At 62.6% G+C, this 25837-nt stretch carries 25 protein-coding genes; 11 read left to right on the forward strand and 14 right to left on the reverse strand.

What is annotated here, in order from left to right; genetic code table 11:
* Positions 1-2: 2 nt before the first annotated feature.
* Both IB277_RS08025 and IB277_RS08030 read right to left on the reverse strand, forming a co-directional pair.
* Positions 3-338 (reverse strand): hypothetical protein, encoded by a 336-nt coding sequence (locus IB277_RS08025; RefSeq protein WP_090293900.1) that lies wholly within the window; start codon positions 336-338, stop codon positions 3-5.
* A 3-nt stretch (positions 339-341) separates the two neighbouring features.
* Entirely contained in the window at positions 342-2024 is a 1683-nt protein-coding gene (locus IB277_RS08030; RefSeq protein WP_110819187.1) for an NAD+ synthase, read from the reverse strand.
* Between the two features lie 268 nt (positions 2025-2292).
* On the opposite strand from IB277_RS08030, the gene IB277_RS08035 reads away from it, so the two are divergent.
* The 5 genes from IB277_RS08035 to IB277_RS08055 all read left to right on the forward strand — a co-directional run bounded on the left by IB277_RS08035 (position 2293) and on the right by IB277_RS08055 (position 8425).
* A complete protein-coding gene (locus tag IB277_RS08035; protein ID WP_176960251.1) occupies positions 2293-4221 on the forward strand; it encodes an LTA synthase family protein in 1929 nt (642 codons plus the stop codon).
* Between the two features lie 115 nt (positions 4222-4336).
* Positions 4337-4885: a DUF1003 domain-containing protein gene (locus tag IB277_RS08040; RefSeq protein WP_034795080.1), complete on the forward strand. Its 549-nt coding sequence runs from the start codon at positions 4337-4339 to the stop codon at positions 4883-4885.
* A gap of 281 nt (positions 4886-5166) precedes the next feature.
* A complete protein-coding gene (locus tag IB277_RS08045; protein ID WP_192370938.1) occupies positions 5167-5589 on the forward strand; it encodes a TadE/TadG family type IV pilus assembly protein in 423 nt (140 codons plus the stop codon).
* Position 5590: 1 nt separating this feature from the next.
* Positions 5591-7324: a TadG family pilus assembly protein gene (locus tag IB277_RS08050; RefSeq protein ID WP_246812717.1), complete on the forward strand. Its 1734-nt coding sequence runs from the start codon at positions 5591-5593 to the stop codon at positions 7322-7324.
* Between the two features lie 183 nt (positions 7325-7507).
* Positions 7508-8425 (forward strand): hypothetical protein, encoded by a 918-nt coding sequence (locus IB277_RS08055; protein WP_060585014.1) that lies wholly within the window; start codon positions 7508-7510, stop codon positions 8423-8425.
* Between the two features lie 3 nt (positions 8426-8428).
* On the opposite strand, the gene IB277_RS08060 is transcribed toward IB277_RS08055, so the two are convergent.
* From IB277_RS08060 to IB277_RS08070, 3 genes are all read right to left on the reverse strand, one after another.
* A complete protein-coding gene (locus IB277_RS08060) occupies positions 8429-8827 on the reverse strand; it encodes a GFA family protein (protein ID WP_060520690.1) in 399 nt (132 codons plus the stop codon).
* A gap of 185 nt (positions 8828-9012) precedes the next feature.
* On the reverse strand, positions 9013-10386 hold the full coding sequence (locus IB277_RS08065; protein ID WP_034795289.1) for a class II 3-deoxy-7-phosphoheptulonate synthase: 1374 nt from the start codon (positions 10384-10386) through the stop codon (positions 9013-9015).
* Between the two features lie 366 nt (positions 10387-10752).
* Positions 10753-11016 carry a hypothetical protein gene (locus tag IB277_RS08070; protein ID WP_060585013.1) on the reverse strand — a complete coding sequence of 88 codons (264 nt, stop codon included), beginning with the start codon at positions 11014-11016 and terminating at the stop codon, positions 10753-10755.
* 153 nt (positions 11017-11169) lie between these two features.
* Between IB277_RS08070 and IB277_RS08075 the strand changes: the two genes are divergently transcribed.
* Positions 11170-12033: a LysR family transcriptional regulator gene (locus tag IB277_RS08075; RefSeq protein WP_060600832.1), complete on the forward strand. Its 864-nt coding sequence runs from the start codon at positions 11170-11172 to the stop codon at positions 12031-12033.
* Positions 12034-12039: 6 nt separating this feature from the next.
* Here IB277_RS08075 and gor read toward each other — a convergent pair whose 3' ends face one another.
* From gor to IB277_RS08095, 4 genes are all read right to left on the reverse strand, one after another.
* Entirely contained in the window at positions 12040-13428 is a 1389-nt protein-coding gene (gor, locus tag IB277_RS08080) for a glutathione-disulfide reductase (RefSeq protein ID WP_090293905.1), read from the reverse strand.
* A gap of 191 nt (positions 13429-13619) precedes the next feature.
* Entirely contained in the window at positions 13620-14168 is a 549-nt protein-coding gene (locus tag IB277_RS08085) for a DUF2059 domain-containing protein (protein ID WP_034795099.1), read from the reverse strand.
* A gap of 119 nt (positions 14169-14287) precedes the next feature.
* The gene (rpiA, locus tag IB277_RS08090; RefSeq protein WP_034795102.1) at positions 14288-14983 is read right to left on the reverse strand and encodes a ribose-5-phosphate isomerase RpiA; all 696 of its coding nucleotides are present in this window, start codon (positions 14981-14983) and stop codon (positions 14288-14290) included.
* A 44-nt stretch (positions 14984-15027) separates the two neighbouring features.
* The gene (locus IB277_RS08095; protein ID WP_162733015.1) at positions 15028-15195 is read right to left on the reverse strand and encodes a hypothetical protein; all 168 of its coding nucleotides are present in this window, start codon (positions 15193-15195) and stop codon (positions 15028-15030) included.
* A 12-nt stretch (positions 15196-15207) separates the two neighbouring features.
* On the opposite strand from IB277_RS08095, the gene IB277_RS08100 reads away from it, so the two are divergent.
* Positions 15208-15882 carry an HAD family hydrolase gene (locus IB277_RS08100; RefSeq protein ID WP_034795292.1) on the forward strand — a complete coding sequence of 225 codons (675 nt, stop codon included), beginning with the start codon at positions 15208-15210 and terminating at the stop codon, positions 15880-15882.
* A gap of 40 nt (positions 15883-15922) precedes the next feature.
* Here IB277_RS08100 and IB277_RS08105 read toward each other — a convergent pair whose 3' ends face one another.
* A complete protein-coding gene (locus IB277_RS08105; protein WP_110819188.1) occupies positions 15923-17812 on the reverse strand; it encodes a murein L,D-transpeptidase in 1890 nt (629 codons plus the stop codon).
* A 510-nt stretch (positions 17813-18322) separates the two neighbouring features.
* On the opposite strand from IB277_RS08105, the gene fumC reads away from it, so the two are divergent.
* The gene (gene fumC / locus IB277_RS08110) at positions 18323-19714 is read left to right on the forward strand and encodes a class II fumarate hydratase (RefSeq protein WP_034795294.1); all 1392 of its coding nucleotides are present in this window, start codon (positions 18323-18325) and stop codon (positions 19712-19714) included.
* 192 nt (positions 19715-19906) lie between these two features.
* Positions 19907-20977: a GGDEF domain-containing protein gene (locus IB277_RS08115; protein ID WP_034795108.1), complete on the forward strand. Its 1071-nt coding sequence runs from the start codon at positions 19907-19909 to the stop codon at positions 20975-20977.
* 97 nt (positions 20978-21074) lie between these two features.
* On the opposite strand, the gene IB277_RS08120 is transcribed toward IB277_RS08115, so the two are convergent.
* The 3 genes from IB277_RS08120 to IB277_RS08130 form a co-directional block, all read right to left on the reverse strand.
* The gene (locus IB277_RS08120) at positions 21075-21860 is read right to left on the reverse strand and encodes a M15 family metallopeptidase (RefSeq protein ID WP_110819189.1); all 786 of its coding nucleotides are present in this window, start codon (positions 21858-21860) and stop codon (positions 21075-21077) included.
* 54 nt (positions 21861-21914) lie between these two features.
* Positions 21915-22523 carry a pyridoxamine 5'-phosphate oxidase family protein gene (locus tag IB277_RS08125; protein WP_034795114.1) on the reverse strand — a complete coding sequence of 203 codons (609 nt, stop codon included), beginning with the start codon at positions 22521-22523 and terminating at the stop codon, positions 21915-21917.
* A 127-nt stretch (positions 22524-22650) separates the two neighbouring features.
* The gene (locus IB277_RS08130; RefSeq protein WP_060520681.1) at positions 22651-23559 is read right to left on the reverse strand and encodes an alpha/beta fold hydrolase; all 909 of its coding nucleotides are present in this window, start codon (positions 23557-23559) and stop codon (positions 22651-22653) included.
* 47 nt (positions 23560-23606) lie between these two features.
* Between IB277_RS08130 and IB277_RS08135 the strand changes: the two genes are divergently transcribed.
* Positions 23607-24089 (forward strand): MarR family winged helix-turn-helix transcriptional regulator, encoded by a 483-nt coding sequence (locus tag IB277_RS08135; protein ID WP_034795119.1) that lies wholly within the window; start codon positions 23607-23609, stop codon positions 24087-24089.
* Between the two features lie 57 nt (positions 24090-24146).
* Here IB277_RS08135 and IB277_RS08140 read toward each other — a convergent pair whose 3' ends face one another.
* Positions 24147-24521 carry a gamma-butyrobetaine hydroxylase-like domain-containing protein gene (locus IB277_RS08140; RefSeq protein WP_090293915.1) on the reverse strand — a complete coding sequence of 125 codons (375 nt, stop codon included), beginning with the start codon at positions 24519-24521 and terminating at the stop codon, positions 24147-24149.
* 215 nt (positions 24522-24736) lie between these two features.
* On the opposite strand from IB277_RS08140, the gene moaA reads away from it, so the two are divergent.
* Complete coding sequence (moaA, locus tag IB277_RS08145) at positions 24737-25786, forward strand: GTP 3',8-cyclase MoaA (RefSeq protein WP_110819190.1); 1050 nt, start codon at positions 24737-24739, stop codon at positions 25784-25786.
* Positions 25787-25837 lie beyond the last annotated feature (51 nt).

Below are 25837 nucleotides of genomic sequence, written 5' to 3' on the forward strand. Positions count from 1 at the left end.
CGCTATTTCTTGTCTTCACCCGCCGGCAGAGTCGCCAGAACCTTGGAACAGACCGATTGCATCAGAACGGAATCGCGTCGGTCCCGCCAGGTGGTGACCAGACCCCAGGCCAGCAGGAGCAGGATGCAGATGAAGGCAACGCCGACGACGGTGAGGCTTCCGGTCGCAAGGCCATAGACCCCAAAGACCGCAGGCGTCGCGAAATAGCCGATCTGCGCCGAAAGCTGCCGGCCGGCGGAAACGTCGCTTGCCGACCACAGTCGCAGGAGCCGGATTTCCTCGTCCGTAAAATCTGCACGGCCCTGTCGGCCGTCCGTCTCTTCGGAGAGGATATCCATCGCCTAGCCCCGGTCGCGGAAGCGGTTGGTGATCGGGTAGCGGCGGTCGCGTCCGAAGTTCTTCTTGGTGATCTTGACGCCCGGCGCCGATTGCCGGCGCTTGTATTCGGCGATGTAGAGCAGATGCTCGACCCGGTGAACGGTCACCTCGTCATGGCCGCGGGCGACGATCTCGTCCGTCCCCATTTCCTTTTCCACCAGGCATTCGAGAATGTCGTCGAGCACCGGATAGGGCGGCAGCGAATCCTGGTCCGTCTGGTTGGGACGAAGCTCGGCCGAAGGCGCCTTGTCGATAATGTTCTGCGGAATGACGATGCCGGAAGGACCAAGCGCGCCCGGAGGAACCGTGGTATTGCGCCAGCTCGAGATGGCATAGACCTGCATCTTGTAGAGGTCCTTGATCGGGTTGAAGCCGCCGTTCATGTCGCCATAGAGCGTGGCATAGCCGACCGACATCTCCGACTTGTTGCCCGTCGTCACCACCATCGAGCCGAACTTGTTGGAGATCGCCATCAGGATCGTGCCGCGGGTGCGGCTCTGCAGGTTCTCCTCGGTGATGCCGGATTCCGTGCCTTCGAACGTATCGGAGAGTGCGCTGAGGAACCCTTCGACCGGCTCGGAGATCGGCACGATGTCGTAACGGCAGCCGAGGGCCTCGGCGCATTCCTTGGCGTCCTTCAGCGATTCGTGCGAGGTGTAGCGGTAGGGCAGCATGACCGTGCGCACCCGCTCCTCGCCGAGCGCATCGACGGCGAGCGCTGCGCAAATGGCGGAATCGATACCGCCGGAGAGGCCAAGCACGACATTCTTGAAGCCGTTCTTGTTCACATAGTCGCGGAAGCCGAGCATGCATGCGCGGTAATCCGCCTCCTCCCGCTCCGGCAGGCGCGACTTCAGGCCGTGCTCGCAATGCCAGCCGCTCTCGCCCTTCTTCCACTCCACGATCGAGATCGCCTCTTCGAACTGGCTCATCTGGAAGGCGAGCGACTTGTCGGTGTTGAAGGCGAAGCTGGCGCCGTCGAAGACCAGTTCGTCCTGGCCGCCGAGCTGGTTGGCATAGATCATCGGTAGGCCCGTCTCGATCACCTGCTTCAGCACGACCTGATGGCGCACGTCGACCTTGCCGCGATAATAGGGCGAACCATTCGGCGACAGCAGGATTTCAGCACCGCTTTCGGCCAGCGTCTCGCAGACGCCGAGATCGCCCCAGATGTCCTCGCAGATCGGAATGCCGATGCGCACACCGCGGAAATTGACCGGTCCCGGCATCTCGCCCGGATCGAAGACGCGCTTCTCGTCGAACTCGCCGTAGTTCGGCAGATCGACCTTGTCGCGGATCGCGATCACCTTGCCATCGTCGAGTACTGCCACGGCGTTATGTCGGCCGGTCTTCGACAGGCGCGGGAAGCCGATGATGACGCCCGGGCCGCCATCGGCCGTCTCGGCGGCCAGCTTTTCGACGGCCTGGAGGCAGGCCTTGAGAAAGGCCGGCTTCAGAACAAGGTCTTCCGGCGGATAGCCCGAAATGAACAGCTCCGTCAAAAGCAGGAGATCGGCGCCCTGTCGCGCCGCATCGGCGCGCGCCTCACGCGCCTTGGCCAGGTTTCCGGCGATGTCGCCCACGGTCGGATTGAGCTGGGCAACGGCGATACGAAGGAGCGAGGGGGCGTTTTTATGGGCGGTCATGAGCGGGCCTGTCGGTCTGTCCTGAACGATTGCATCTGACTTTCGCAATGTTCTTTAGCGCAATCTGCGGAAAAATACCCACAGCCAATCGCAGCCACGCGAAAAAAACCGAAAACTTCTGTTTTTCCCGGTCCTTATACTGGGCCGTTCGTGCGGCTTCACGCCACGAAAAGCCACCCTCCATTCCCGTTAAGAAACCATTCATCCCCTGTTCAAAATGACGGGCGTATGACAGTTACACGACGCATTTATGAAATTGGAGAATATGTTGGCCAGTATCGATTCCGCTGTCGCGCGAGGCTCACGTGTCTATGCCGACCGACCCGGCTTCGCCGCACGGCACGCCAAGACGCTCGCTTCCACGCGCAGCGCCCTGTTCTCCCTGTTCGTTGCAACTGCCCTTGTCTTCGCCGTTGAACTGATCGTCCGTCAGTCGCTGACCGACACCCTTTCCTACGTCCTCGACCCGACGCGCCCGGCGCTGACGACCATCGGCATATTCTTTCTCATTCTGCTCGCTGTCGACGGTATTTTCGGCCGCGAGCACAAGTCCGCCGTGGTGATCGCGCCGCTGGCACTTCTGCCGGCCGTCATCTGCCAGCAGAAGCAGGTGTTCCTGTCCGATCCGCTCTATCCGACCGACTTCCTGTTCGGCCGCCAGATCATGGAGCTGATGCCCGTGCTGGTAAAGGACCGTCCGTGGACGGCGCTCGGCATCGCCGTCGGCCTGGTTGCCACCGTCGTCGCCATCGCCCTCCTGTTGCGCTTTGCCTGGCGGACCTTCCCGAAGCTGACGACCCGCGAGCGTGTCGCCCGCCTCGCCTTCGCGCTGCCGCTGCTCGTCGCCTTCTGGAACATCATGGATTACAACCAGTTTTCCTGGATCCGTGATCGCCTGAAGGTCATCCCGATCATGTGGGACCAGACCGAGAACTATAAGCACAACGGCTTTGCGCTCGCCTTTGCGATCAACCTGCCGATGGCCAATGTCAGCGCGCCCGCCGGCTACATGGCCGACGCGATCGACCGCATTCCGGTGAAGCCGCTTCCCGCCGGCACCTCGCACCGCGGCAAGCCCGACGTCATCGTGCTGATGAGCGAATCCTTCTGGGATCCGACCCGCCTGCCGAACGTCAAGCTGTCGCCCGACCCGATGCCGACGATCCGTGAAATGCAGTCGGGCAACGTCTTCTCGCCGGAGTTCGGCGGCATGACCGCCAACGTCGAGTTCGAGGCGCTGACCGGCTTCTCCAACGCGTTCCTGCCCTATGGCAGCATCCCGTACCAGCAGTACATCCGCAATCCGATCCCGTCGCTTGCCACTTTCTTCCGTGGCGAAGGCTACGTCTCGCGCGCCATCCATCCGTTCCAGAGCTGGTTCTGGAACCGCACCGCCGTCTACAAGGCCTTCGGTTTCGACATGTTCAAGTCGGAAGAGAACATGCCACCGATGCAGAAGCGCGGCATCTTCGCCTCGGACGACTCGCTGACCAACGAGATCATCCGCCAAGCCGACGCGATGGACGACCCGTTCTTCTTCTTCGCCGTCACACTCCAGGGCCATGGCCCCTATGAGGCCAACCGCTACGCCAACAACACCATCAAGGTCGAAGGCGATCTGCCCGAGGCCGACCGCCAGGTTCTTGCCACCTACGCGCAGGGCATCAAGGAGGCTGACGACAGCCTGAAGAAGCTGATGGACTGGGCCAAGAACCGCGATCGCGAAACGGTTATCGTGCTCTTTGGCGACCATCTGCCGCCGCTTAACACCGTCTATACCAGCACCGGTTTCATGAAGGGTGTGACGGCGGAGCGCAAAGGTTCGAAGGAGCAGATGAAGGCGCAGCATGAAACGCCGCTCGTCGTCTGGTCGAACAAGACTGGCCCGAAGAAGAACGTCGGCACCATCAGCCCGGCCTTCCTCTCCTACCAGATCCTCAAGCAGTCCGGTTACGAGCATCCCTACTACACCGGCTTCCTCGGCAAGGTGTATGACCAGTACCGCGTCGTCGACCGCTACATGCTGATCCGCAAGAATGGCAAGGAAGTCGCCGAGTGGTCGCGCCAGCCGAAGGTGCCGGCACTCCTGCGTGACTACCGCTTCCTGCAACACGACATGATGTTCGGCGACCGCTTCTCGACCGACCGGTTCTTCAAGTCACACGCTGATCTCTTCGCCAGCGTCGAAACCCACTGATCGAAGACCGGAGCGGCCAGCAACCGCTCCGGTCCTTGCGGCATTTTCGCGTACCGCGTGATTTCCTTGCGGCGCTGACGCGCTAGATTGTCTCCGGCCAACTCCGGAGATCGCCATGCCGCACTTCAATGACATATCGAAACAGCTTTTCGGCAAGCCGCTCAGCGAGCTCGGAGAGATCGAGCGCCGCATTCTTACCCATGCCCGGGACCGACGCACGCTCGCCACCGATTCACATGCCGCCTTCACGGCACGGCTCTCCTTCGGCGACAGGCTCGCAGACAACATCGCCCGCGTCGGCGGCTCCTGGAGCTTCATCATTGGCTTCTGCGGCTTTCTCGTCTTCTGGGTTTTGCTGAACACCATTCTGCTCGCCACCGGCGCCTTCGATCCCTACCCTTATATCTTCCTCAACCTGATGCTTTCGATGCTCGCCGCGCTGCAGGCTCCGGTCATCATGATGTCGCAGAACCGCCAGGCGGAGCGCGACCGCTTCGCTGCCTCGAAGGATTACGAAGTCAATCTCAAGTCGGAAGTCGAACTGATCGCACTGCATCACAAGGTCGACGACGTGTTGCTGCGCGAGATCTCCGAATTGCGCGCGGACCTGGCGACGCTCAACCGGCAGCTCGAACGCTATCGCACGCCCCCCGGACAGGAGTGACCGGCCCCCGGCCGAACCGGGACGATGCGCTGGCGATACGCAAGCCTGCCCTCGCGCGGATTCGGCGCCCGGACGCGGGCGCGCAGCCGCCGCGACAGGGCGAAAACTAGCTAATTTTCATAAATACTAATTCAACTGTGAATACACATTTTGCAACATTTGCGAAATGCATTGGGATTCAACAACTTATCGGAGTATGAAAAAATTAATATTTGAGGATCACGTTATGGGTGCAGGGACATTCGAGAAATACAGCAACGTGGGTACGCGGAGATGCTGCAATGTCCAACTTCAAGCGCCTGTTAGGCGGCCGGGACGGGGCCGCTGCGATCGAATTTGCAATAATAGCACCACTCTTCTTCATGTGCGTGCTGACCCTGATCGCCTATGGCGTCTATCTCAGTGCCGCCCATTCCATTCAGCAGATTGCTGCCGATGCCGCCCGCACAGCCATCGCCGGCCTCTCCCAAACCGAGCGTGAACGGCTCGCGACCGACTATATCCGTCGCACGACGATGGATCAGGCCTTGATCAAGTCGTCGCGCATGACCGTCACCGTCAGGGACGACGCCAACAACGCAAACCAGTTCACCGTCCGGATCAAATACGACGCCGGCGACCTGCCGATCTTCAACCTGTTCACATTCGCCATGCCGAGCGAACAGATCGAGCGCTTCGCAACCATCCGCATCGGAGGGGTCTGATATGCTGTGGAAACCCATGCGCTCCCTCGCCCGAGCCCGTAGCGGCAATATCGGTATCTCGGCCGCCCTGGCCATGCCGTTGGTGATCACGTCCATGGCCCTTGCGATCGACTACGGCTACCTGACCGTCCAGAAGCGTGAAATGCAGTCTTCGGTCGATCTCGCTGCGATCGCGGCAGCGGCCAACGTCTCCGCCGCCGAGAAGGCCGTGCTCAACCACTTCGCCAACAATGGCCTGAACTACGGCGTATCGACGCCGAACGGTTTGTTGACCATCGACGGCAAGACCCTGCCGCCCGGTGACATCAGCACCGCCAAGCTTGATGGCGTCGCGACCGTAGCGCGCGGGCGCTACGTCCCCGATCCGTCGGTCGATGCCGGCCAGCGCTTTATCAAGGACGCCACGCCCACGGACGCCGTGCAGGTGATGCTCGAAAGGAAGGGCGACATCTTCCTCGCCTCGATCTTCAGCGCCCCGCCGGACCTCAGCGTCTACGGCACGGCGGCGAGCTCGAAGATCGCGGCCTTCTCCGTAGGCTCCCGTCTTGCAAGCCTCAATGATGGGCTGCTCAACTCCATCCTCGGGCAGATGCTCGGAACGACGATCTCGCTCAAGGTCATGGATTACCAGGCGCTCATCGACGCCGATATCGATATCCAGCCCTTCCTGAAGGTCATTGCGACCAGGCTCAACCTGACGGCTGCGTCCTATGAAGACGTGCTCAAGGCAAACCTGACGATGCCGCAGTTGCTTGCCTCCATGCGGCTCGTCCAGGGCCTGTCCGGAACGGTCACGGCCGCACTCAAGAGCATCGAACTTTCGACCTCGAACGACAAGCGCACTTTCACCTTGGCGCAGATCCTCAACCTCGATCCGAAGAAGAGCCTGCAGGTCGACGCCGGCTCCGATTGGGCGATGCGCGTAAGCGCGCTGCAGATCGTGTCGGCGGCTGCAGCCATCGCCAATGGCGAAAACCAGATCGCCCTCAATGCCGTGGCCGGCCTTCCGGGCATCGCATCTGCCAAGGTCAAGCTTGCGATCGGCGAGCCGCCCGTCGAAACGCCAAGCCACCGCCTCGGCACGCCCGGCGCAGCAATACGCACCGCCCAGACCCGCCTTGCCGTCGAAGTCAACGTCGATGGCCTGGCCGCCCTTGCCGGCATTCGCATCCGCCTGCCGATCTATGTCGAACTCGCCTATGCGGAAGCCAAGCTCGCCGACATCAGGTGCTATGGCGGCACGCCCGAAAATGCTTCGGTCAGCGTCGATGCGGTGCCCGGCATTGCCGAAATCGCCATCGGCGACGTCGATCCGGCGGTCCTGTCCAACTTCTCGTCAGACGCGCGGGTACAAAGAGCCAAGCTCGTGGACGCCCTGGTGGTCAAGATCGATGCGCTAGCCCATGTCGAGGCGCAAAACCTCAAGCCGACGCGCCTGAGCTTCAGCCCGTCCGAGGTCGCGGCCCGGTCGATCAAGACGGTCTCGACCAAGGACATCCTGACCTCGACGACGCAAACGCTCCTCAACAATCTCGACCTGAACATACAGGTCCTGTTCCTGACGCTCGGCAGCCCGACCATCGTGCAGCAGGCATTGGCCCAAACGCTCGGAGCCGTTACCAAGCCGGTCGACGATCTGCTCTACAACCTTCTGCTGCTCGTCGGCGTACGGGTCGGCGAGGCCGATGTCCGCGTCACCGGCGTCAAGTGCCAGTCGCCGGTCCTCGTGCAGTAGACCCGTTCGAACGGGGCGTTCGACGGCCACCGTCAACGCCCCGTTGAACAAATTCGGTTGCTGACACGTTATGCACAAGGTAGCCCTAGTAAAAGGAATGCAGCTGAGCGCGGCTGGCCGGCGGGGCACCGAGTGTGCCCTTCACTTGGCGGGCCGCGCAAGCATTGGGGGTGTGCGCAGCAGATGCATGTGATGGCAGAGCAGGAAGGCGCAGCGCGGGATGGCTCGCTCGCCTTCACCGCGGAAGGTTTTCTTTGTCATCCGGAGTTACGCAACGTGCTCCAGGCGAGCGCGCGCGATCTGATGGCGGCCTACGACATGTTCCCCCGCATCGCTCGCCTTGTCGCCTCCCACCAGAAATGGACGCTCAGCCAGGCCGTCTACGCCCTGCACCTCGAGCGTGAGCCCGGCAATCCCGAAACGGGGGTTACGACCGCCCGCCTTCTCAAGTTCATCCATGAGACCGGCGGCGCCAGCCGCAATACCGCCGCTGCCTTCATCGCCGAACTGCTGACCTACAAGCTTTTGCGCGACGCGGAGGGCGGCCGGGGTCGCAAGAAGATCCGTCCGCTAGAGCCGACCGAAATCAGCGAAGGCGCCATGCTGCGCTGGTTCATGAGCCAGATGGGAACGCTCGATCGCTTCGACGGCCAAGGCCGTGTCGCACGCGTCGAAGCCGACCGCACCGTTTTCGAACGGGCTCAGCCAATCGCCGCCCGCCTGCTGCTTTCGGATCGCCGGTGGACCCAGCCGCCGGAAGGTGTCGCGGCTTTCGTCTGGACCGAGTGCGGTGGCCTCCTGCTCGACGATCTCATGGCGCGGCCGAAGAGCCTTGAGCCTGTGGACGGCAAAGTCTGGCTGGAGGCGAACCTCTCGGATCTCGCCACGCATTACATGATCTCGAACACCCATATCCGGCGCATCTTCACGCGGGCCCAGGACCTGGGCTTGCTTGGAAGAGCCGATGAGGGGCAGCGCGGCCTGTTCTGGTTGAGTGAGCGGCTGATCGAGGAATATTGCCAATGGCAGGCAGTTAAGCTTGCCGGCCTTGCCAATGGCTTCGAGCAGGCCGAGCGACAGGCGGCAAACCCGCCGGCCTGAACCTCAGACGCGGCCGGCTGCGAATTTCGGCAGGTCGTCCTTGATCTCGTAGAAATCGCCCTGATCTTCGCAGAAGATATGGTAGCCCGGCTTCAGCACCGTCGGCTTGTCAAAGGCGCCCGCGAGGATCGAGGTGTAATCCGAACCGTCCGCCTTCCAGAACAGCGCTGACCCGCATTGACGGCAAAAGCCCCGGCTGGCGCTGTCACTGGCCCTGTACCAGGTTACGTTTTCCGCGCCCTTCAGCTCGAAGTCCTGGTCCTGCACGTTGGTGGCGGCGTAATAGAGCCCGGTCTGCTTCCGGCATTGGCTGCAGTGGCAGAAGATCAGCTCGCGCAACTCGCCGCGCGCTTTGAAGCGAATGGTGCCACAAAGGCAGCCCCCGTGATGAATGTCCTGCATTGCCCCTCCCCAAGTTCATGACCCCTCGATCCTGCCATGGAGCGTGCCGACGCAAGCCACAGCCCGCGCCGCGCCCTGCTCCAGACACGAAAATGCCGGGCCAGCTTCCAGAGCCGGCCCGGCATTGTCAAATTCAAAGCATCCAAGCGACGTTCAGAAAACCTGAACAATGCCAGAGATTTAGATCAGCCGTTGACGACCATCTTCTTCTCGTCGCGGCCGCCCTTCATGCGTTCGGCGAGCAGGAAGGCGAGTTCCAGCGCCTGGTCCGCGTTGAGGCGCGGATCGCAATGGGTGTGGTAACGGTCGGCGAGATCGTCGCCCGAAAGCGCACGCGCACCGCCGGTGCATTCCGTCACGTCGTTGCCGGTCATCTCGATATGGATGCCGCCCGGGTGCGAACCCTCGGCGCGGTGGATCTGGAAGAAGCTCTCCACTTCCGACAGGATCCGCTCGAACGGACGGGTCTTGTAGTTGTTGAGCGTAATCGTGTTGCCGTGCATCGGGTCGCAGGACCAGACCACCTTCTTGCCTTCGCGCTCGACCGCACGGATGAGGCGCGGCAGATGCTCGGCCACCTTGTCATGGCCGAAACGGCAGATGAGCGTCAGGCGGCCGGCTTCGTTGGCCGGGTTCAGAAGGTCGATCAGCTCCAGCAGGCCATCGGCCGTCAGCGACGGGCCGCACTTGAGGCCGAGCGGGTTCTTGATGCCGCGGCAGTATTCGATATGCGCATGGTCGGGCTGGCGGGTACGGTCGCCGATCCAGATCATGTGGCCGGACGTGGCGTACCAGTCGCCCGAGGTCGAGTCGACGCGCGTCAACGCCTGCTCGTAGCCGAGCAGCAGCGCCTCATGGCTGGTGAAGAAATCGGTCTCGCGCAGGCTCGGGTGGTTTTCCGAGGTGATGCCGATCGCCTTCATGAAGTCCATGGTCTCGGAGATGCGGTCCGCAAGCTTGCGGTAGCGTTCCGCCTGCGGGCTGTCCTTGACGAAGCCGAGCATCCACTGGTGCACGTTGTCGAGGTTGGCATAGCCGCCCATCGCAAACGCGCGCAGAAGGTTCAGCGTCGCAGCCGACTGGCGGTAAGCCATGATCTGGCGTTCCGGGTTCGGAATGCGCGCTTCCTCGGTGAACTCGATGCCGTTGATGATGTCACCGCGGTAGGACGGAAGCGTCACGTCACCCTGCTTCTCGATACCCGAGGAACGGGGCTTGGCGAACTGGCCGGCGATACGGCCGACCTTGACCACCGGCTGCTGCGCGCCGAACGTCAGAACGACGGCCATCTGCAGGAAGGCGCGGAAAAAGTCGCGGATCGTGTCAGCGCCGTGCTCGGCAAAGCTCTCGGCGCAGTCGCCGCCCTGCAGCAGGAAGCCGCGGCCTTCGGCGACATTGGCGAGGGCACTCTTCAGACGACGGGCTTCGCCCGCAAACACCAGCGGCGGATACTTCGCGAGGCGCGCTTCGGTCGCCTCAAGCGCTGCCAGGTCCGGATATTCCGGCACCTGCTGGATGGGTTTCTGCCGCCAGCTGTTTGGAGTCCAAGTCTGTGCCATTTCGATCACCTGTTGTCTGCCGCGGATCCAACCGCGCGGGTCACGCCCTGACGGCCAATGGCGGCCGCCCGGTATTCTGAAATTTCACTCAACATCCGCTCGCCCTGCCCCGGTCACTTAGCCAAGCCTCGTGCCCGCCCAGCCGGAAACGCCGCGGAATGCGGGCTTATAGACGTTAAGGAAACGCTTGGAAAGCCATCCTACCAGAATTCATTGCTTTGCAGGGCGCCCGGGGCGCAACGATATTTCCGCGGAGCGCACGATCCCGAAAGTCTTACTCCCTATATCGAAAGAACGATACGCAGTTTCAATGGGATAGTGGCATCCCTGATGCTACAGCCGCCGCCAAGATAGGCGACAGATTGTTCAGCGATCGTGCCCGGCGGCTTGCGGCCGGCAATGGCTGGCCCTCACGTCCCAGCGCGCGCCTGTGCGTTCGGTGAGTGGCGCATCGGAACGCGTCAAGCGCGCGTCCGATCTGCGCCGGTTAAGCAGAAAAGAGAAGGCCGGCAGCACCCAGTGCAGGCCACGCCACTCCGGTCCGTCGAGCGGATCATCCAAGCCGTTGCGTGACCCGCGGCGACGTTCACGCTGCAGAACCGTCCACATGACCGCCCAATGTTCAAACATGGTCTCGCCTCCTTTGCCTTGAGACAATGGGAGACCTAATGTCTTCGCCGGCAGCGTTGTAGGCGCACCGTTGAAAGACGTCTTTCATCCGCGAACGGAAGTCAGGGCGGACGACCCGCGCTACTACGAGACAATGACCGCCATGGAGTGCTTATGGCCGAGGCAGCCTGGGACGATTTGAAACTGTTTTATCACGTTGCGACCGAGGGTGGCTTGAGCGGGGCTGCCACGCGAACGGGGTTGAGCGCGCCGACCATCGGCCGCCGCATGCTCGCGCTCGAGCGAGCGACCGGCAGGGCACTCTTCATCCGCAGTCAGCAAGGCTATCGCCTCGCCCACGATGGCCAGATCCTCCTCGAACATGTCCGTGCCATGCGGAATGCCGCCGCAAATATCTCCGACTGGCACCGCGACGCCTTCGCCCTGCCGATCGTGTCAGTCGCAAGCGACGCCTGGGTCGCAGGTTTCGTCGCCGATCATTCAACCGATATCCGCGCCGCTGGCGACAGTTTTCGCTTCTGCTGCAAGCATGCGCATCGCGGCCTCGACTTGACCTTCAGAGAGGCCGATGTGGCCGTCCTGTACGAACAGCCCCGCTCCGGCAACGTGGCCGTGCGCCGCTCGGTGAACATCGCCTATGCCGTCTATCGCGCCGGCAACATGCCGGAGCGCGAGGACTTTCCCTGGATATCGATTGGCACCGAAGTTGCCAGCTCGCCGGCTGAAAAATGGGTCTTTGAAAACCGCGAGCAGCAGATCCATACGTGGACCGACAGTGCCGCCCTTCTCGTGCGGCTGATCCGCAATGGCGCCGGCCGCGGCGTCCTGCCCGCCTTCGTCGGCGAAGGTGATCCATTCCTGAAGCGCGAAGGCGAATTGATTGAGGGCCTGACGCATCCGTTGTGGATCGCGGCAAACGACGACGACCGGCGCCGTCCGGAAGTCCGGACGGTCATCGATCGCCTCGCCGATCTTTTCAAACGCGAGGAGGCGCGGTTTGCAGGAGCTTCCGCCTGAGGCGGCTCAGACCCGCTCGCCCTTGCGGATGCGATAGGACGGCGAATACATCGTTACCAGCTCTTCCGCCGCCGTCGGGTGCACCGCCATCGTCCGGTCGAAATCGTCCTTGGTGCAGCCGGCCTTCAGCGAAATACCGAGCAGCTGCGCCATTTCGCCAGCGTCATGGCCAAGGATGTGAGCGCCGAGCACCTTGCGGTCGGCGGCATTGACGATCAGCTTCATGATCATCTTTTCCTTGCGGCCCGAAAGGGTCGCCTTCATCGGCCTGAACTCGGCGCGGTAGACTTCGAGTTCGTCGAACCGGCGCGCCGCTTCCTCTTCGGTCAGACCGACAGTACCGATTTCCGGCTGCGAGAAGACGGCAGTCGCGATCAGATCGTGGTCCGGCGACACCGGATTGTTCTTGTACTCGGTCTCGATGAAGCACATCGCCTCATGGATCGCGACCGGCGTCAGCTGAACGCGGTCCGTCACATCGCCAAGCGCATAGATGCCGGGCGCGCTGGTGCGCGAGAAGGCGTCGACGATGATGGCGCCGCGCTCGTCCGTCTTGACGCCGGCGGCCTCCAGGCCGAGACCTCTGGTGTTCGGCACACGCCCGAGCGCCAGCATGACCTGGTCGGCGACGATGTCGCCGTGCTTCATCGTGTGCGCGACGCGCTTGCCGTCGGCGTCGAGCGTGACGGACTGGATAATGTCCTCGCAAAGGATGCGGATGCCCTTCTCCTCCATAGCGACGTGCAGCCCGCGGCGCAGGTCATGGTCGAACCGCGAGAGAATTTCCTTGCCGCGATAGATCAGCGTCGTCTCGACGCCGAGGCCGTGGAAGACATTGGCGAACTCGACGGCGATGTAGCCGCCGCCGGCGATCAGGATCGACTTCGGCAGTTCCGCAAGGTCGAAGGCTTCGTTGGAGGAAATGCAGTGCTCGTGGCCGGGCAGCGCGTCATGCGGGGTCGGATGACCTCCGACGGCAATGACGATGCGTTCGGCCGTTACCGTCTTGCCGCTGTCGAGCAGGCGAACCGTGTTCGGGCCGACGAGCTCGGCGCGCGTATGCAGGATTTCGGCGCCCGCATTGTTGAGGCCCTTCTGGTAGAGCCCTTCGAGCCGGGTAATTTCCTGCTCCTTGGCGGCGACCAGCTTCTTCCAGTCGAACGTGCTTTCGCCGACCGTCCAGCCGAAGCCCGCTGCATCTTCGAAGTGCTCGGAAAACTGCGACGCGTAGACATAAAGCTTCTTCGGAACGCAGCCGCGGATAACGCAGGTGCCGCCATAGCGAAACTCTTCCGCGATCGCGACCTTCTTGCCGAGGCTTGCTGCAAGACGCCCGCTGCGCACGCCGCCCGAACCGCCGCCGATTACGAAAAGGTCATAGTCGAAAGCGGGCATGGGCAGTCTCCTGAAAGCAAGCGGGCCGAAATGGCGATCTGAAAAGCGCGCCGAACGATCCTGGGCCGACACGCAACCGGGCGCAGCCGATGGCCGCGTCGCAGGCACATATAGTGGAGCCTCCGGGCAAAAGAAAAGCCCGGATCGCTCCGGGCTCCTCGAAACGTGATGAAGGCGCTCGGCGCCGCGGCTTATTGTGCCGGCGCCTGAACTGCACCTTCGGCTGCTGCCGGCTGGGTGGAGCCGACCTTCTCGTCGAGCGACTTGGTGGCTTCCTGGGTCAGGTCGCGCGATACGCCCGATGCCCAGATGTCTGCGGCCTTCAGGAGTTCGCGGGATGCGATCGGGCCGTCGTTCAGGAGCTTCTTGCCGGCGGCCGAGTTGTAGAACTCGGTGATCGCGTTCAGCTCTTCGAGCGAAAAGGTCTTGGCGTAGATCGTCGCGGCTTCGTTCTCGAGATCGGCGCGGCGGGCGGCAAGGCTCAGCGCCTTGTCGTCGACGGTCGCAGTGATCAGTTCCTGATGGTTCGGCGATGCCTGGATCAGCGTGTTCTTCAGACGCTCGGCAAGGTTCGGCAGAATGTTGTCGAAGCTGTTGGTTACGCCGAGAGCAGCGATCGTCGCGCGCGCCGCCTTGATCTGGTCTTCGGAGACGTCCTGGGCCTTAACCGCCGGAACGGACGCGGACAGCAGAACCGCGGTGGCAGCGAAAGTGCGGACAAGACCTGCGAGTTTGTTCATTTTTACCCTTGCTCCTGTGTTTGTCGCATGCTGCCCGGGCGATTGCCGCCGCCAGGCCCGCATGTATGGAAACCTGTTGTCTTCACCGCTCCTGCCCCTGACGGGGCAGCGAAGCCGGCTCAGGACGCAGTCAGCGTGCGTGCCCCTTGCGGCCCGGCAATGATTGCCAGCGAAGCGATGCCGATGAAAAGCCCGTGCTCGACGACGCCGGGAATGGCATTCAGCTCCCCGGCGAGCGCATCTGCATCAGGAATACGGCCAAAAGATGCATCGAGAATGAGGTGCCCGCCGTCCGTCAGAAAGGCGCCGTCATGGGACTGGCGGACCGTGATGTCGCCGGAAAGTCCGAGGCGCGAGGCAACCTTTTCGATCGCGATCCGGGTTGCCACCTGACCGAAAGGATTGACCTCGATCGGAAGCTTGAAGGCGCCGAGAACGTCGACCACTTTCGTCTCGTCGGCAATCACGATCATGCGCTTGGACGCAGCCGCAACGATCTTCTCGCGCAGTAGCGCGCCGCCGCCGCCCTTAATCAGACGCAGCTGACCATCGACCTCGTCGGCGCCGTCGATCGTCAGGTCCAGTTCGGGCAGCTCGTCGAGCGACTTCAGCGAAACGCCGAGTTCGAGGCAGAGCCGCGCCGTGCGCTCCGAGGTGGGAACGCCTTCGATGCGAAAGCCCGCTGCAACCTTCTCGGCCAGGAGCCGCACAAACTCCTCGGCCGTGGAACCCGTGCCGATGCCGAGACGCATGCCGTCTTCGACATATTCCAGCGCCGCGGCCGCGGCTTTGATCTTCATTTCGCGGGCGTCCATGCGCCGGTCGCTCCCTTGTGATTCGCACGGGCAGCAGGCCGCAATCAGCGAACGGCCGCCCGTTTTTCCGCTGTGACACTTACACGCCCGACGACGCAAACAAAAGTCAAAATGAAATCGGCACTCAGGATTCCGTGTGCTTGCCGGCGCCGCTTGCCATTGCAATCGCCGATGAGTTCGCCTACCCGATCAACAACGGTTTTCAGCGCCAAGAGGTTTTCTCCTTGTCTTCTCCCATTGTCGTCTTCGATCTCGACGGAACGCTCGTCGACACGGCGCCAGACCTGGTCGCCAGCCTCAACCATGCGGTTACCCAGGCCGGCGTCGAGCCGGTCACCTACGGCGACCTCACCCATCTCGTCGGCCACGGTGCCCGCGCCATGATCGAGCGCACCTTTGCGATGCGGCAAAAGCCGCTGGCCGAAGACATGCTGGAATGGCAGCTGAAGGAATTCGTCGATTTCTACCACGGCTCGATGCCGGGCGATTCGCTGCCCTATCCGGGCCTGGTCGACGCGCTCGACCGCCTATCCGGCGCCGGCTTCAAGCTCGCGGTCTGCACCAACAAGCCGGAAAAGCTCGCCACGCGTCTGCTCGAACGGCTCGGCCTGATCGAGCGCTTCGCCGCGATATCGGGCGGCGATACCTTCGAAGTGCGCAAACCGGATGCTGCCCACCTGCTGCGCACGGTGTCCAATGCCGGGGGCCTGGCGACCCGCGCCGTGATGGTCGGCGACAGCCTCAACGACTTCCTCGTCGCCCGCAATGCTCAGGTACCCTCGATCGCCGTTCCCTTCGGCTATTCCGATGTTCCGGTCGAAAGCCTCGACCCCACCGTTGTCATCAGCCACTTCGACGAACTGACCCCGGATCTGGTCTCGGGCCTGTTTTCCAAATAGCAGACAGGAAAAAGGCCGCTCGAAGCGGCCTTTTTCTTGCTTATCCTTCTGCCCGGCGTGCGCCGCGCGTCGCCTCGAAGGCCCGGTTCATATACATGTCGCGCTCATAGACGTCGTTGAAGTACTCGACCACGCCGTCCTTGTTCGGCCAAGCCGTGAAGTAGGCGACGTAGACGGGAACCTTCACCGGAACCTGCAGCGCCTTGTTGCGGCCGCCGGCGATCTCCTTGCCGACATCGTCGACGCTGGTGCCGAGCACGGCCGCCGCCATCAGGCGCGGATCGGCAAGCCGCACGCAGCCATGGCTGAGCGCGCGATTGTCACGCTTGAAGAAGCTCTTCGACGGCGTGTCGTGCATGTAGATCGCGTGACTGTTGGGGAACAGGATCTTCAACTCGCCAAGCGCATTGTCGCTGCTCGGCGGCTGACGCACGGCAACCGATGCGGTCGAGCCGTTCCAGTTGACCGATGCGGACGGGACCGGGCGACCACCGACCTCGACCTGGTAGCCCATCCGGTCGAGATAGTTCGGGTCGCTCCTGAGCTTCGGCAGCATCTCGTTAACGATGATCGACTGCGGCACGCCCCAGTAGGGGTTGACCTCGACCGTCTGGATCTCGTCCTGGAAGAAGTAGGTCTGGTTCGCCTTGGACCCGACGACGACGCGCATGGAGAACTGCTCGGCGCCCTTGTCGGCGTAGGTGGCGGTAAAGGCCGGCTGGTTGATGAAGACGTAGCGGTCGCCGAGACCATCCGGCAGCCAGCGCGCCTGCTCCATGGCGATTTCGAGCTTGTTGATCTTGGAGGCGACCGTGTCGCCGCCCGTCAGGATGCGAAGCGACGCCTGGCCGACGACACCGTCGGCCTTGAGCCCGTGCTCCTGCTGGAAGGCCTCCACCACAGCAACCAGCTCCGGCGTGTATTCCGGCGTGCCCTGGTAGGCGGCAAGAACCGTGGCATGATCGGCCTTCAGCTTCTCCGAGCCCTTGAGGCGGATACCTGCGATGATGTTGGCCAGCTCGGGATTGCTCTGACCCGGCTTCAGCAGCGTGCCGGGCGCGATTTCGACGCGCTGCTCGACGCTCTGCTCGGAGCGCAGCTTCACCAGTTCGGCAGAGAGAGCGGCAAATTGCGCGCTCTTCGGGTTCTGCTCATTGAGAAGCGCGGTCATGTCGCTGCTTGCCGACATCTTGTCGAGAAGCGGTAGCAGATCCACCGTCTTGCGCTTGAAGTCGTGATAGCCGGAGATCTTGTTCGGGTCGATGCGACCGCGCACCGTGTCCTGCACGTAGCTGAGCGTCGCTGCCGAAAGCGCGATCTCGAACTGCACAAGCTCTTTCTCGCGGGCGATCATGTCGCCGCGATCGAACGTATCGGAGGGCACGCTGACGGCATAATCCTGCGGATCGAGGCCGACCTTGGCGGCGTCGGCAAGAACGGCAACCGCCGCCTTCGCCTTGGCGTTGACGCCTTCGGCGCCAATCCAGATGTAATCCATGCGGGCGCCGTAATGGGCTTCGACCGCCTTTGCCACGTCAGCCGAGGCGCGCACATTGATGCCGGGAAGGAATTGCCGCGCGTCAGCCAGCGGCATGCGCAGCACCGGCGGCAGCGCGTCGTTGCGCACGGAGCCGGTGACCAAGGGATCGAGCAGCTTGTCGGTTGCGATCCGACGCAGCGGCTCCGCCTTGTAGGTATAGTATTTCGGGCCGGTGATCTTCGGCAGCGGCTTGGCCGCCTGCTGCGGGTCAGCCATCGTGCCGACGCCGGGGAGCGGCTGGGTCGGTTGCACCTGCTGCGCCTCGGGCTTCTTTCTGCCTGCCCGAATGAAATCGCCGAACGTGAAGGCCGAAGCCGGCCGCGCGTCCATGGTCGCGATCGCACAGCCGCTCATGAGCGCCACGATCGCTGCCGTCTTAAGAACTCTCATATGAAACTACGTCCCCGTATCGCGTTGTCGCCGAATTCGGCTGAAGCCAGATTCTCGCCACGCCCTCGTGCGCTAAAAGTTATAGAAAAGGATGGTGAATGAAAAGGAAACGCGCCGATAACGATCGTCGTCGAACCTCCGTTTAGAATCTCCCCAACGCCTCATTTGCAGGACGTTCAGCGAGCGATAAAAATTTGATCCCACTGGATTTTATTTCGGTGCGCGCGTTGGCACGGGCGGCGGCCGGCGATCGGCGCTGGAAAAGAAGATGGCGTCTGTGACCGAAACATCACAACGCCGCCAAACGCCCGGCAAGGACCGAATCACGGTGACGCGGCATGCGCCCGCCACGCCCAAGGGGTTTCAAACGATTGTAGCATGGCCAGCCATGGACCGCCCCTTTACAAGCTCCAGCCGTCGGGGCAGAGAGAGGCCCGGCACCCTGGAGAGATCGGCCACACGGCCCCTCGCCCAGGCTTGATGAACCGCATGATCAAGGCAGGTATCACGATGACATCGACGCGCACGGAAACAGATACGTTCGGCCCCATCGAAGTGGCAAACGACCGCTATTGGGGCGCCCAGGCCCAGCGTTCGCTCGGCAACTTCAAGATCGGCTGGGAAAAACAGCCGGCCTCGATCGTCCGGGCGCTCGGCATCGTCAAGCAGGCGGCCGCCCGCACCAACCAGGCGCTCGGCCGGCTGGATTCGACCGTCGCCGATGCCATCGTCAAGGCTTCCCAGGAAGTGATCGACGGTAAGCTCAACGACCACTTCCCGCTCGTCGTCTGGCAGACCGGCTCCGGCACGCAGTCGAACATGAACGCCAACGAGGTTATATCGAACCGCGCCATCGAACTGCTCGGCGGCGTCATGGGCTCGAAGAAGCCGGTGCATCCGAACGACCACGTCAACATGAGCCAGTCGTCGAACGACACCTATCCGACGGCCATGCACATCGCCTGCGCCGAGCGCGTCATCCATGATCTGCTGCCGGCGCTGAAGCACCTGCACAAGGCGCTCGAAGCCAAGGTCAAGGCGTTCGACCACATCATCAAGATCGGCCGCACCCACACCCAGGACGCAACGCCGCTGACGCTCGGCCAGGAGTTCTCCGGCTACGCGGCGCAGGTCGCCTCCTCGATCAAGCGCATCGAAATGACGCTGCCGGGCCTTTGCGAACTCGCCCAGGGCGGCACGGCCGTCGGTACCGGCCTCAACGCGCCTGTCGGCTTTGCCGAAAAGGTCGCCGAAGAGATCGCCAAGATCACCGGGATCGCGTTCACCTCGGCGCCGAACAAGTTCGAAGCGCTCGCCGCGCACGATTCCATGGTCTTCAGCCATGGCGCGATCAATGCGACAGCCGCCGCCCTCTTCAAGATCGCCAATGACATCCGCTTCCTCGGCTCCGGCCCGCGCTCGGGTCTTGGCGAACTGTCGCTGCCCGAAAACGAACCTGGCTCGTCGATCATGCCCGGCAAGGTCAACCCGACCCAGTGCGAAGCCCTGACCCAGGTCTGCGTCCAGGTGTTCGGCAACCACGCCGCACTCACCTTCGCCGGCAGCCAGGGCCATTTCGAGCTCAACGTCTTCAACCCGCTGATGGCCTACAACTTCCTGCAGTCGGTGCAGCTGCTGGCCGATGCGGCCGTATCCTTCACCGACAATTGCGTCGTCGGCATCGAGGCACGCGAAGACAACATCAAGGCGGCACTCGACCGCTCGCTGATGCTGGTGACGGCGCTTGCTCCGAAGATCGGCTACGACAACGCCGCCAAGATCGCCAAGACCGCCCACAAGAACGGCACGACGCTGCGCGAAGAAGCAGTCGGCGGCGGCTATGTGACGAACGAAGAGTTCGACGCGGTCGTTCGTCCGGAAACAATGATCAGCCCGGCCTGATCCATTTTGATACACCACGGCGCCTCCAAGGCGCCGTGGCTTTGATGTCGCGAACGCACTGTCGATCGGCAAAATCTGCCGTGATCGGTCATGATGCGGCGGCGCGACGGCGGCAAATATTAAGACTTCGCAAATCATTTGCCCCTAAAAATAATGACCGGTAAGCAGCGTTTCATATTAGGGGGTTTGCAGATGCAAACGGCAAGCTCGGGCAAGGCTCAGACGCCCGATATCGCAGCGCAGGTAACCCATGCGATGCGCATGATGGGCGTGGCGCCCATCCCCCGCAACTACGAGCTCTATTACGAAGCCTATCTCGGCTCCAACCCGCAATTGTCGAAGGAGCTGGCAGCGCTCGGCAGCCGCGCGACCCAGGAAGAACTGGATGCAATCGGCGCGCAGTACTTCAGCCACATCCATCGCTCCACCGGCATCGAACGCGCCCACACCACGCTTGCGGCCAAGCTTGCCGAACTCGTCACCCTGTTGCGCGACGAGCAGTACGCGCTCGAGAACTACAACAAGGTTCTCGACGAAGCCTATGTCAACATCGTCAGCAAGAGCGCGTCGAGCGCCGATATCCTGCGCCACGCAATCGGCATCCTGACCGACGCCACGGCCGAGACGATGAGCCAGGGCAAGGAACGCGTCGAGACTGTCGTGCAGAAGTCCTTCGAGATGGAGGTCATTCGGCAGGAACTCGACGAGTACAAGCGTATCGCCAACACCGACTCGCTGACGCGGCTCGCCAACCGCCGTGCCTTCGACGACAATCTGGCGGCCGTCTACAACAACGAGCACCTGCGAAACTTCACCGGCCTGCTCGTTGCCGACATCGACCATTTCAAGAAGGTCAACGACACCTTCGGCCATCCGGTCGGCGACAAGATCCTTGCGACCGTCGGCGGCGTACTGCGTGCCAACCTGCGCCGCGAAGCCTTCGTCGCGCGCACCGGCGGCGAGGAGTTCGCCATCATCCTCGGCGACAGCAGCCAGGAAGAATGCCTCCAGATCGCCGACCGCATCCGCACCGTGCTGGCCGCAACGCCCTTCCGCAACTCCAAGACCGGCGTCAATTACGGCCCGATCACGCTGTCCGTCGGCGTCTGCATGGCGACGGCCGCCGAAGACCCGGTCGACCTCTACAACAAGGCCGACATCGCGCTCTACTCGGCCAAGAACGCCGGCCGCAACAAGACGGTTCTCTTCGAAGACGGCATGCGCAAGGAATCCGGCCGCAACTGGCTGATCTACCGCCGCTGAGACCGCAGTGCCTACCTGAAATGAAACCGACAACGGGCGCCTTCACGGGCGCCTTTTGCGTTTCATGGGCAACGAGCCCGCTTTCCGCTCAAATGCGTTACCGGCGGCAGGAATCGGCGCCTGCGGCGCGAGCGATTGCGATGATCTCCGGCCGGTACTCGAAGTGCATCGTGTCGAAGTGATACCAGCGGCCGCCCCAGATGAAGCCGTGTTTCTCGAAGGCTTGGACGATGTCCAGCGGATAGCGGTTGCGATAGCCGCCCCTGGCTTTTCCCGCCCAACGCCAATAGTCGGCAAAGCGCGTGTTGATATCGATGGCCGCACCGAAGCTGTGGACCGACAGCGTCGCAGCGCCGGCAATTGGCCGCCAGTTGAAGGTACCGGCACTCGGGCTGAGATAGCGCTTGAGTTCGGCTTGCCGCGAAAGGTCAGCAGCAACAGCCTTCAGCGCCGCCGCCATCCCGTGCTTCCTCGTCACTTGCAGCCGTTCGCCGAACCAGTCCACGCTCACGAGATCCCGCCGGACGGCTGCAGCGCTGCCGCCATAGAGCCGTTTCAGCAGCGCTTCGCTGCGGATGCGCCCCGGGTCGAAATCGACCGCCGGTGGCGTCGCACAGGCGCCGAGCGGATAGATCTGCGACAGGCTGTCCTCGACGTCTCCTGCCGCGAGTTTCTCGGCATGCCTTTTCGCTCGGCCGTCGTCGATGATGATCGGCGGTCCGCCATCCCTGAGGACCAGGGCATTATTCTCGATGCGCTCGATGGCATCAGGGTAGCGGGCTGCCAGCAGCCTGAGCTTCTCCGACAGCAACGGCTCGGTGGCAGACGCCTTGCCGATTAGGAGAGCGAGCAGGAGTGCACCTGTGATTGCTTGCCGCAGCACCCTCGCCTCCAGCCTCTGTGCTTGGCCAATCGTGCCGATCAGCCGGGACGCAGCCTACCACATGGTCTTGGCGGCGCGCTCCGGCCATTCGCGGTCATAGGTGTCACGGTCGAAATCCGCCTTGGCGGCCTTCAGAAGCGTGCCAGGCGTCGGCAGCGATGCCGGATCGAGGAAGCGGTCTGGGTTCCAGAGCTGGGCGCGCATGACGGCGCGGGCGCATTGGAAATAGACCTCACCGATCGTCACGACGATAACGCTGCGCGGATGTTTGCCGTCGACCTCGAAGCTTTCCGTCAAGCCAGGATCGACACTGAGGACCGCCGTGCCGTTGATTCGCATCGTCGTGTTCGAGCCGGGGATCAGGAACATCAGCGCCACGCGCGGATCGCGCACGATATTGGCGAGCGAATCGACGCGGTTGTTGCCGCGCCAGTCCGGAATCAGCACCGTCCTGTCATCGGCGATCCGCACGACGCAATCATCGTCCCCGCGCGGCGAGCAATCCAGGCCCTCCGGACCGACGGTCGCGAGCGCGCAGAAAGGCGATGCCTCGATCATCAGCCGGTATTCAGCCGTCAGCGTCTTGGTGACCTTGGCCACCGATGCTTCGCTGACGCCGCCGTAGAGCGCGTTGAGTTCCTCGACCGAGGCGATGATCGACATACCGTCCTCCAATGCTGCCAAATTTTCCCGGGGAACCATCAGGGCGCTGATCTGCGCGCCGAATCCCGGGCCAGTGACCCTTCGGCCGATAGCATGACAGACTGATGACGAGGTCAACGAAAAATAGTCAGGCGGCGGCTTTTTGATCTTCCGCGTGTATGAAGGCGTTGATCCGCGCAATCACGGGTGCGGCCGAAACAATGCGCCTGTGGCCAAAACCGTTTGCCCAGTGCATCTCGACATTCGGCCCGGCCGCCGCATAACGGCGCGCATGGTCGGCGGAGACTTCCTTGTCGTCTTCCGCATGGATGATGAGCGTCGGCACGGCACGCGCCTGGATCACCCGCGCGGCATCGAAATCATCAAGGCGCCGTCCGGACAGACGCTCGACCACGCCTTCGAAAGCCGCCTGCGCCTTTGGCGACAGGCGAAGGATTTTTCCGAACCCTTTGAAAAGCCAGGTCATCTCGCTCGGCGCGCCGATCAGCACCAGCTTTCTCGGCATATGGCTGTGCACGTCGCAGACGATGCCGCCGGCCGCACAGGCCAGGCTGCCGCCGCCGAAGGAATGGCCGACACAGACGTCGAAATTGCCGAAATGCCGCCAGGCCGCGTCGATCGCTCGAACCGCCGCCGGCATCGTCAGCGTGCGCCCCGGCGAAGCGCCGTGCCCTGGCCAATCGAGCGTCACCACCTCGGCGCCGCCCTTGACCAGGCCGTCGATCATCGCCGCCAGATAGTCGCTGCGCGATCCCCAGCCGTGCACGAGGAGAATGCGCTTGGTGTTGGCAGCCTCGCGCGGTGCGGCGAACTTGCGCGCCAGCACCCAGCCGCCGGCATAGGAGAGCGTCACCGGCTGCCCCCTGGCGATCACCGGGGCTGCAGCCGCAAGCGCCGCCCTTTCCTTGGCATTCTTCGGCCTTCTGCCGGGCGTGAGGGTGAACAGCCTGAAAGCGAGCCGCCCGGCCGCCTCGGGTGAAAACGCGTCGACGCCTTTCAGCGCGTTGCGGATGACCTTGATCGCAAAGGATGCCATAGTGAGAATCTCTAAAAATGTTCAATGCTGAACATAATTGTACAACGATGAACAAAAATCAAGTGACCACAGAACATCATTTTCCCTGGGACCACCCTCGCTTCCGCAGCTGGATCGCGGTTGCCCGTGCCTGCCAATTGATGCAGCAGACGGTAACCCGCGAGATCGCCCATCTCGATATCAAGCCCCCGCATCTCGACATCCTGATCAATCTCTACCGGTTCGACGGCATCTCGCAGCAGGAACTGGCGCGCAAGCTCCTGGTCGGCCGCTCCAACATGAGCATGCTGCTGCCGCATCTGGAAAAACGCGGCCTGATCCTGCGTCGCGGTGACGAGAAGGACAAACGGGTGCTCAGGCTATCGCTGACGCCCGAGGGCCGCACGCTGACGGAGGCCGCGATGGAGATCCACACGGCGCTGATCGAAAGATTGCTCGACGATGAGTCGATCGATGACTGCCTGGTGGTCACCCGCTCCATGGAGCGGCTGATCGGCCTGCTCTTGCGGGAGGAAGGCGAATTGGCCTGAGGTGGGCGCCACGCGGCCGTAGCGCCCCTGAAACCACACGCGGGCGCACGGTCGTCGTCAGCGAGGCTTCTCGGCCTTGTCCCGTGACATGCCCTTCTCCACGAGCTCCTGCTCGTAGCCGGCAAACAGTTCCGCACCCTTTTCGCCGAGTTCGCGCAGGTAGTTCCAGGTGAAGATGCCGGTGTCGTGGAAGTCGTCAAAACCGATGCGCACCGCATAGTTGCCGGTCGGCTGCACCGAAATGATCTGCACGTTGCGCTTGCCGGGCACGGTCACCCGCTGACCGGGACCATGGCCCTGCACTTCGGCCGACGGCGAAAGCACCCGCAGCATCTCGGCCGAGAGATCGAAGGAGGCTCCGTCGTTGAACGTCACCACAAGCCGGTGGCGATCCTTCGACACCCGCAATTCCGTCGGCCAGAATTCGCTCATTTTGCTGCTTCCTTTCGCGTACGACAAACCGGATGCCGGCCATTCGCCGTAATCTGCGTCCCCCGATGCGGCATTGCTCTGAAGGACAACAATGCACTAGCGCAGAAATCGGCGCGCGAGAATTACCCGTCTCTTCCGATCAACACTTTGCGACAGTATGCGCCTTGACGCGACGATCTTCGACGACGACATTGAAGGGGCTGGGAGAAAGACGCTTGAACACAGCAACGATAGACAGATCTGGCGCTCTGCCGCTGGAGCAGAAGACAGCCCCGATGATCGACCCATTCGGCCGGGCGATCACCTATCTGCGCGTGTCCGTTACCGACCGCTGCGATTTCCGCTGCACCTATTGCATGGCCGAGCACATGACCTTCCTGCCGAAGAAGGATCTGCTGACGCTTGAAGAATTGCAGCGTCTCTGTTCCGCCTTCATCGAGAAGGGTGTCCGCAAGCTCAGGCTCACCGGCGGCGAGCCGCTGGTGCGCAAGAACATCATGTTTTTGGTGCGCGAACTCGGTCGCGAGATCGAGGCCGGCCGGCTCGACGAACTGACGCTGACGACCAACGGCTCGCAGCTTGCGAAATATGCCGCCGAGCTTGCAGACTGCGGCGTCAAGCGCATCAACGTCTCGCTCGACACGCTCGACCCGGCAAAGTTTCATCAGATCACCCGCTGGGGCGATCTCTCCAAGGTCCTGGAAGGCATCGACGCAGCCCAGGCGGCCGGCCTGAAGATCAAGATCAATGCCGTTGCGTTGAAAGGCTTCAACGACGCAGAGATTCCCGATCTCATGCGCTGGGCCCATGGCCGCGGCATGGACCTGACCTTGATCGAGACCATGCCGATGGGCGAGATCGAAGAAGATCGGACCGACCACTACATGCCGCTGTCGGAAATGCGCCGGCAACTGGAAGAGCAGTTCACCTTCTCGGAGATTCCCTATCGCACCGGCGGCCCTGCCCGTTACCTCGAGGTGGCGGAAACCGGCGGAAGGCTCGGCCTGATCACGCCGATGACGCATAATTTCTGCGAGAGCTGCAACCGCGTCCGTCTCACCTGCACCGGCACGCTCTATATGTGCCTCGGCCAGAACGACGCGTCCGACCTGCGTACAGCGCTGCGCGCTTCCGAAGACGATGCCTATCTCAGCCAGGTGATCGACGAGGCGATCGGCCGCAAGCCGAAGGGCCACGACTTCATCATCGACCGCGAGCACAACCGCCCGGCGGTTGCCCGCCACATGAGCGTCACCGGCGGCTGATCTTTCATCAGGATACCAATTTGGAAGAACAACCGGCAGGCGGCCCCTCAA

This window comes from Ensifer sp. ENS07 (genome assembly GCF_014852185.1).
Classification (GTDB): Bacteria; Pseudomonadota; Alphaproteobacteria; order Rhizobiales; family Rhizobiaceae; genus Ensifer; species Ensifer adhaerens.

Coding starts and splice junctions, on each gene's coding strand:
- rpiA (WP_034795102.1), bottom strand. CDS start 14,983: ATGGACGCCCGCGAAATGAAGATCAAAGCCGCGGCCGCGGCGCTGGAA.
- IB277_RS08030 (WP_110819187.1), bottom strand. CDS start 2,024: ATGACCGCCCATAAAAACGCCCCCTCGCTCCTTCGTATCGCCGTTGCC.
- IB277_RS08045 (WP_192370938.1), top strand. CDS start 5,167: ATGTCCAACTTCAAGCGCCTGTTAGGCGGCCGGGACGGGGCCGCTGCG.
- IB277_RS08040 (WP_034795080.1), top strand. CDS start 4,337: ATGCCGCACTTCAATGACATATCGAAACAGCTTTTCGGCAAGCCGCTC.
- IB277_RS08065 (WP_034795289.1), bottom strand. CDS start 10,386: ATGGCACAGACTTGGACTCCAAACAGCTGGCGGCAGAAACCCATCCAG.
- IB277_RS08130 (WP_060520681.1), bottom strand. CDS start 23,559: ATGGCATCCTTTGCGATCAAGGTCATCCGCAACGCGCTGAAAGGCGTC.
- IB277_RS08115 (WP_034795108.1), top strand. CDS start 19,907: ATGCAAACGGCAAGCTCGGGCAAGGCTCAGACGCCCGATATCGCAGCG.
- IB277_RS08135 (WP_034795119.1), top strand. CDS start 23,607: ATGAACAAAAATCAAGTGACCACAGAACATCATTTTCCCTGGGACCAC.
- IB277_RS08075 (WP_060600832.1), top strand. CDS start 11,170: ATGGCCGAGGCAGCCTGGGACGATTTGAAACTGTTTTATCACGTTGCG.
- IB277_RS08060 (WP_060520690.1), bottom strand. CDS start 8,827: ATGCAGGACATTCATCACGGGGGCTGCCTTTGTGGCACCATTCGCTTC.
- IB277_RS08125 (WP_034795114.1), bottom strand. CDS start 22,523: ATGTCGATCATCGCCTCGGTCGAGGAACTCAACGCGCTCTACGGCGGC.
- IB277_RS08140 (WP_090293915.1), bottom strand. CDS start 24,521: ATGAGCGAATTCTGGCCGACGGAATTGCGGGTGTCGAAGGATCGCCAC.
- IB277_RS08070 (WP_060585013.1), bottom strand. CDS start 11,016: ATGTTTGAACATTGGGCGGTCATGTGGACGGTTCTGCAGCGTGAACGT.
- fumC (WP_034795294.1), top strand. CDS start 18,323: ATGACATCGACGCGCACGGAAACAGATACGTTCGGCCCCATCGAAGTG.
- IB277_RS08050 (WP_246812717.1), top strand. CDS start 5,591: ATGCTGTGGAAACCCATGCGCTCCCTCGCCCGAGCCCGTAGCGGCAAT.
- IB277_RS08105 (WP_110819188.1), bottom strand. CDS start 17,812: ATGAGAGTTCTTAAGACGGCAGCGATCGTGGCGCTCATGAGCGGCTGT.
- gor (WP_090293905.1), bottom strand. CDS start 13,428: ATGCCCGCTTTCGACTATGACCTTTTCGTAATCGGCGGCGGTTCGGGC.
- IB277_RS08085 (WP_034795099.1), bottom strand. CDS start 14,168: ATGAACAAACTCGCAGGTCTTGTCCGCACTTTCGCTGCCACCGCGGTT.
- IB277_RS08025 (WP_090293900.1), bottom strand. CDS start 338: ATGGATATCCTCTCCGAAGAGACGGACGGCCGACAGGGCCGTGCAGAT.
- IB277_RS08055 (WP_060585014.1), top strand. CDS start 7,508: ATGCATGTGATGGCAGAGCAGGAAGGCGCAGCGCGGGATGGCTCGCTC.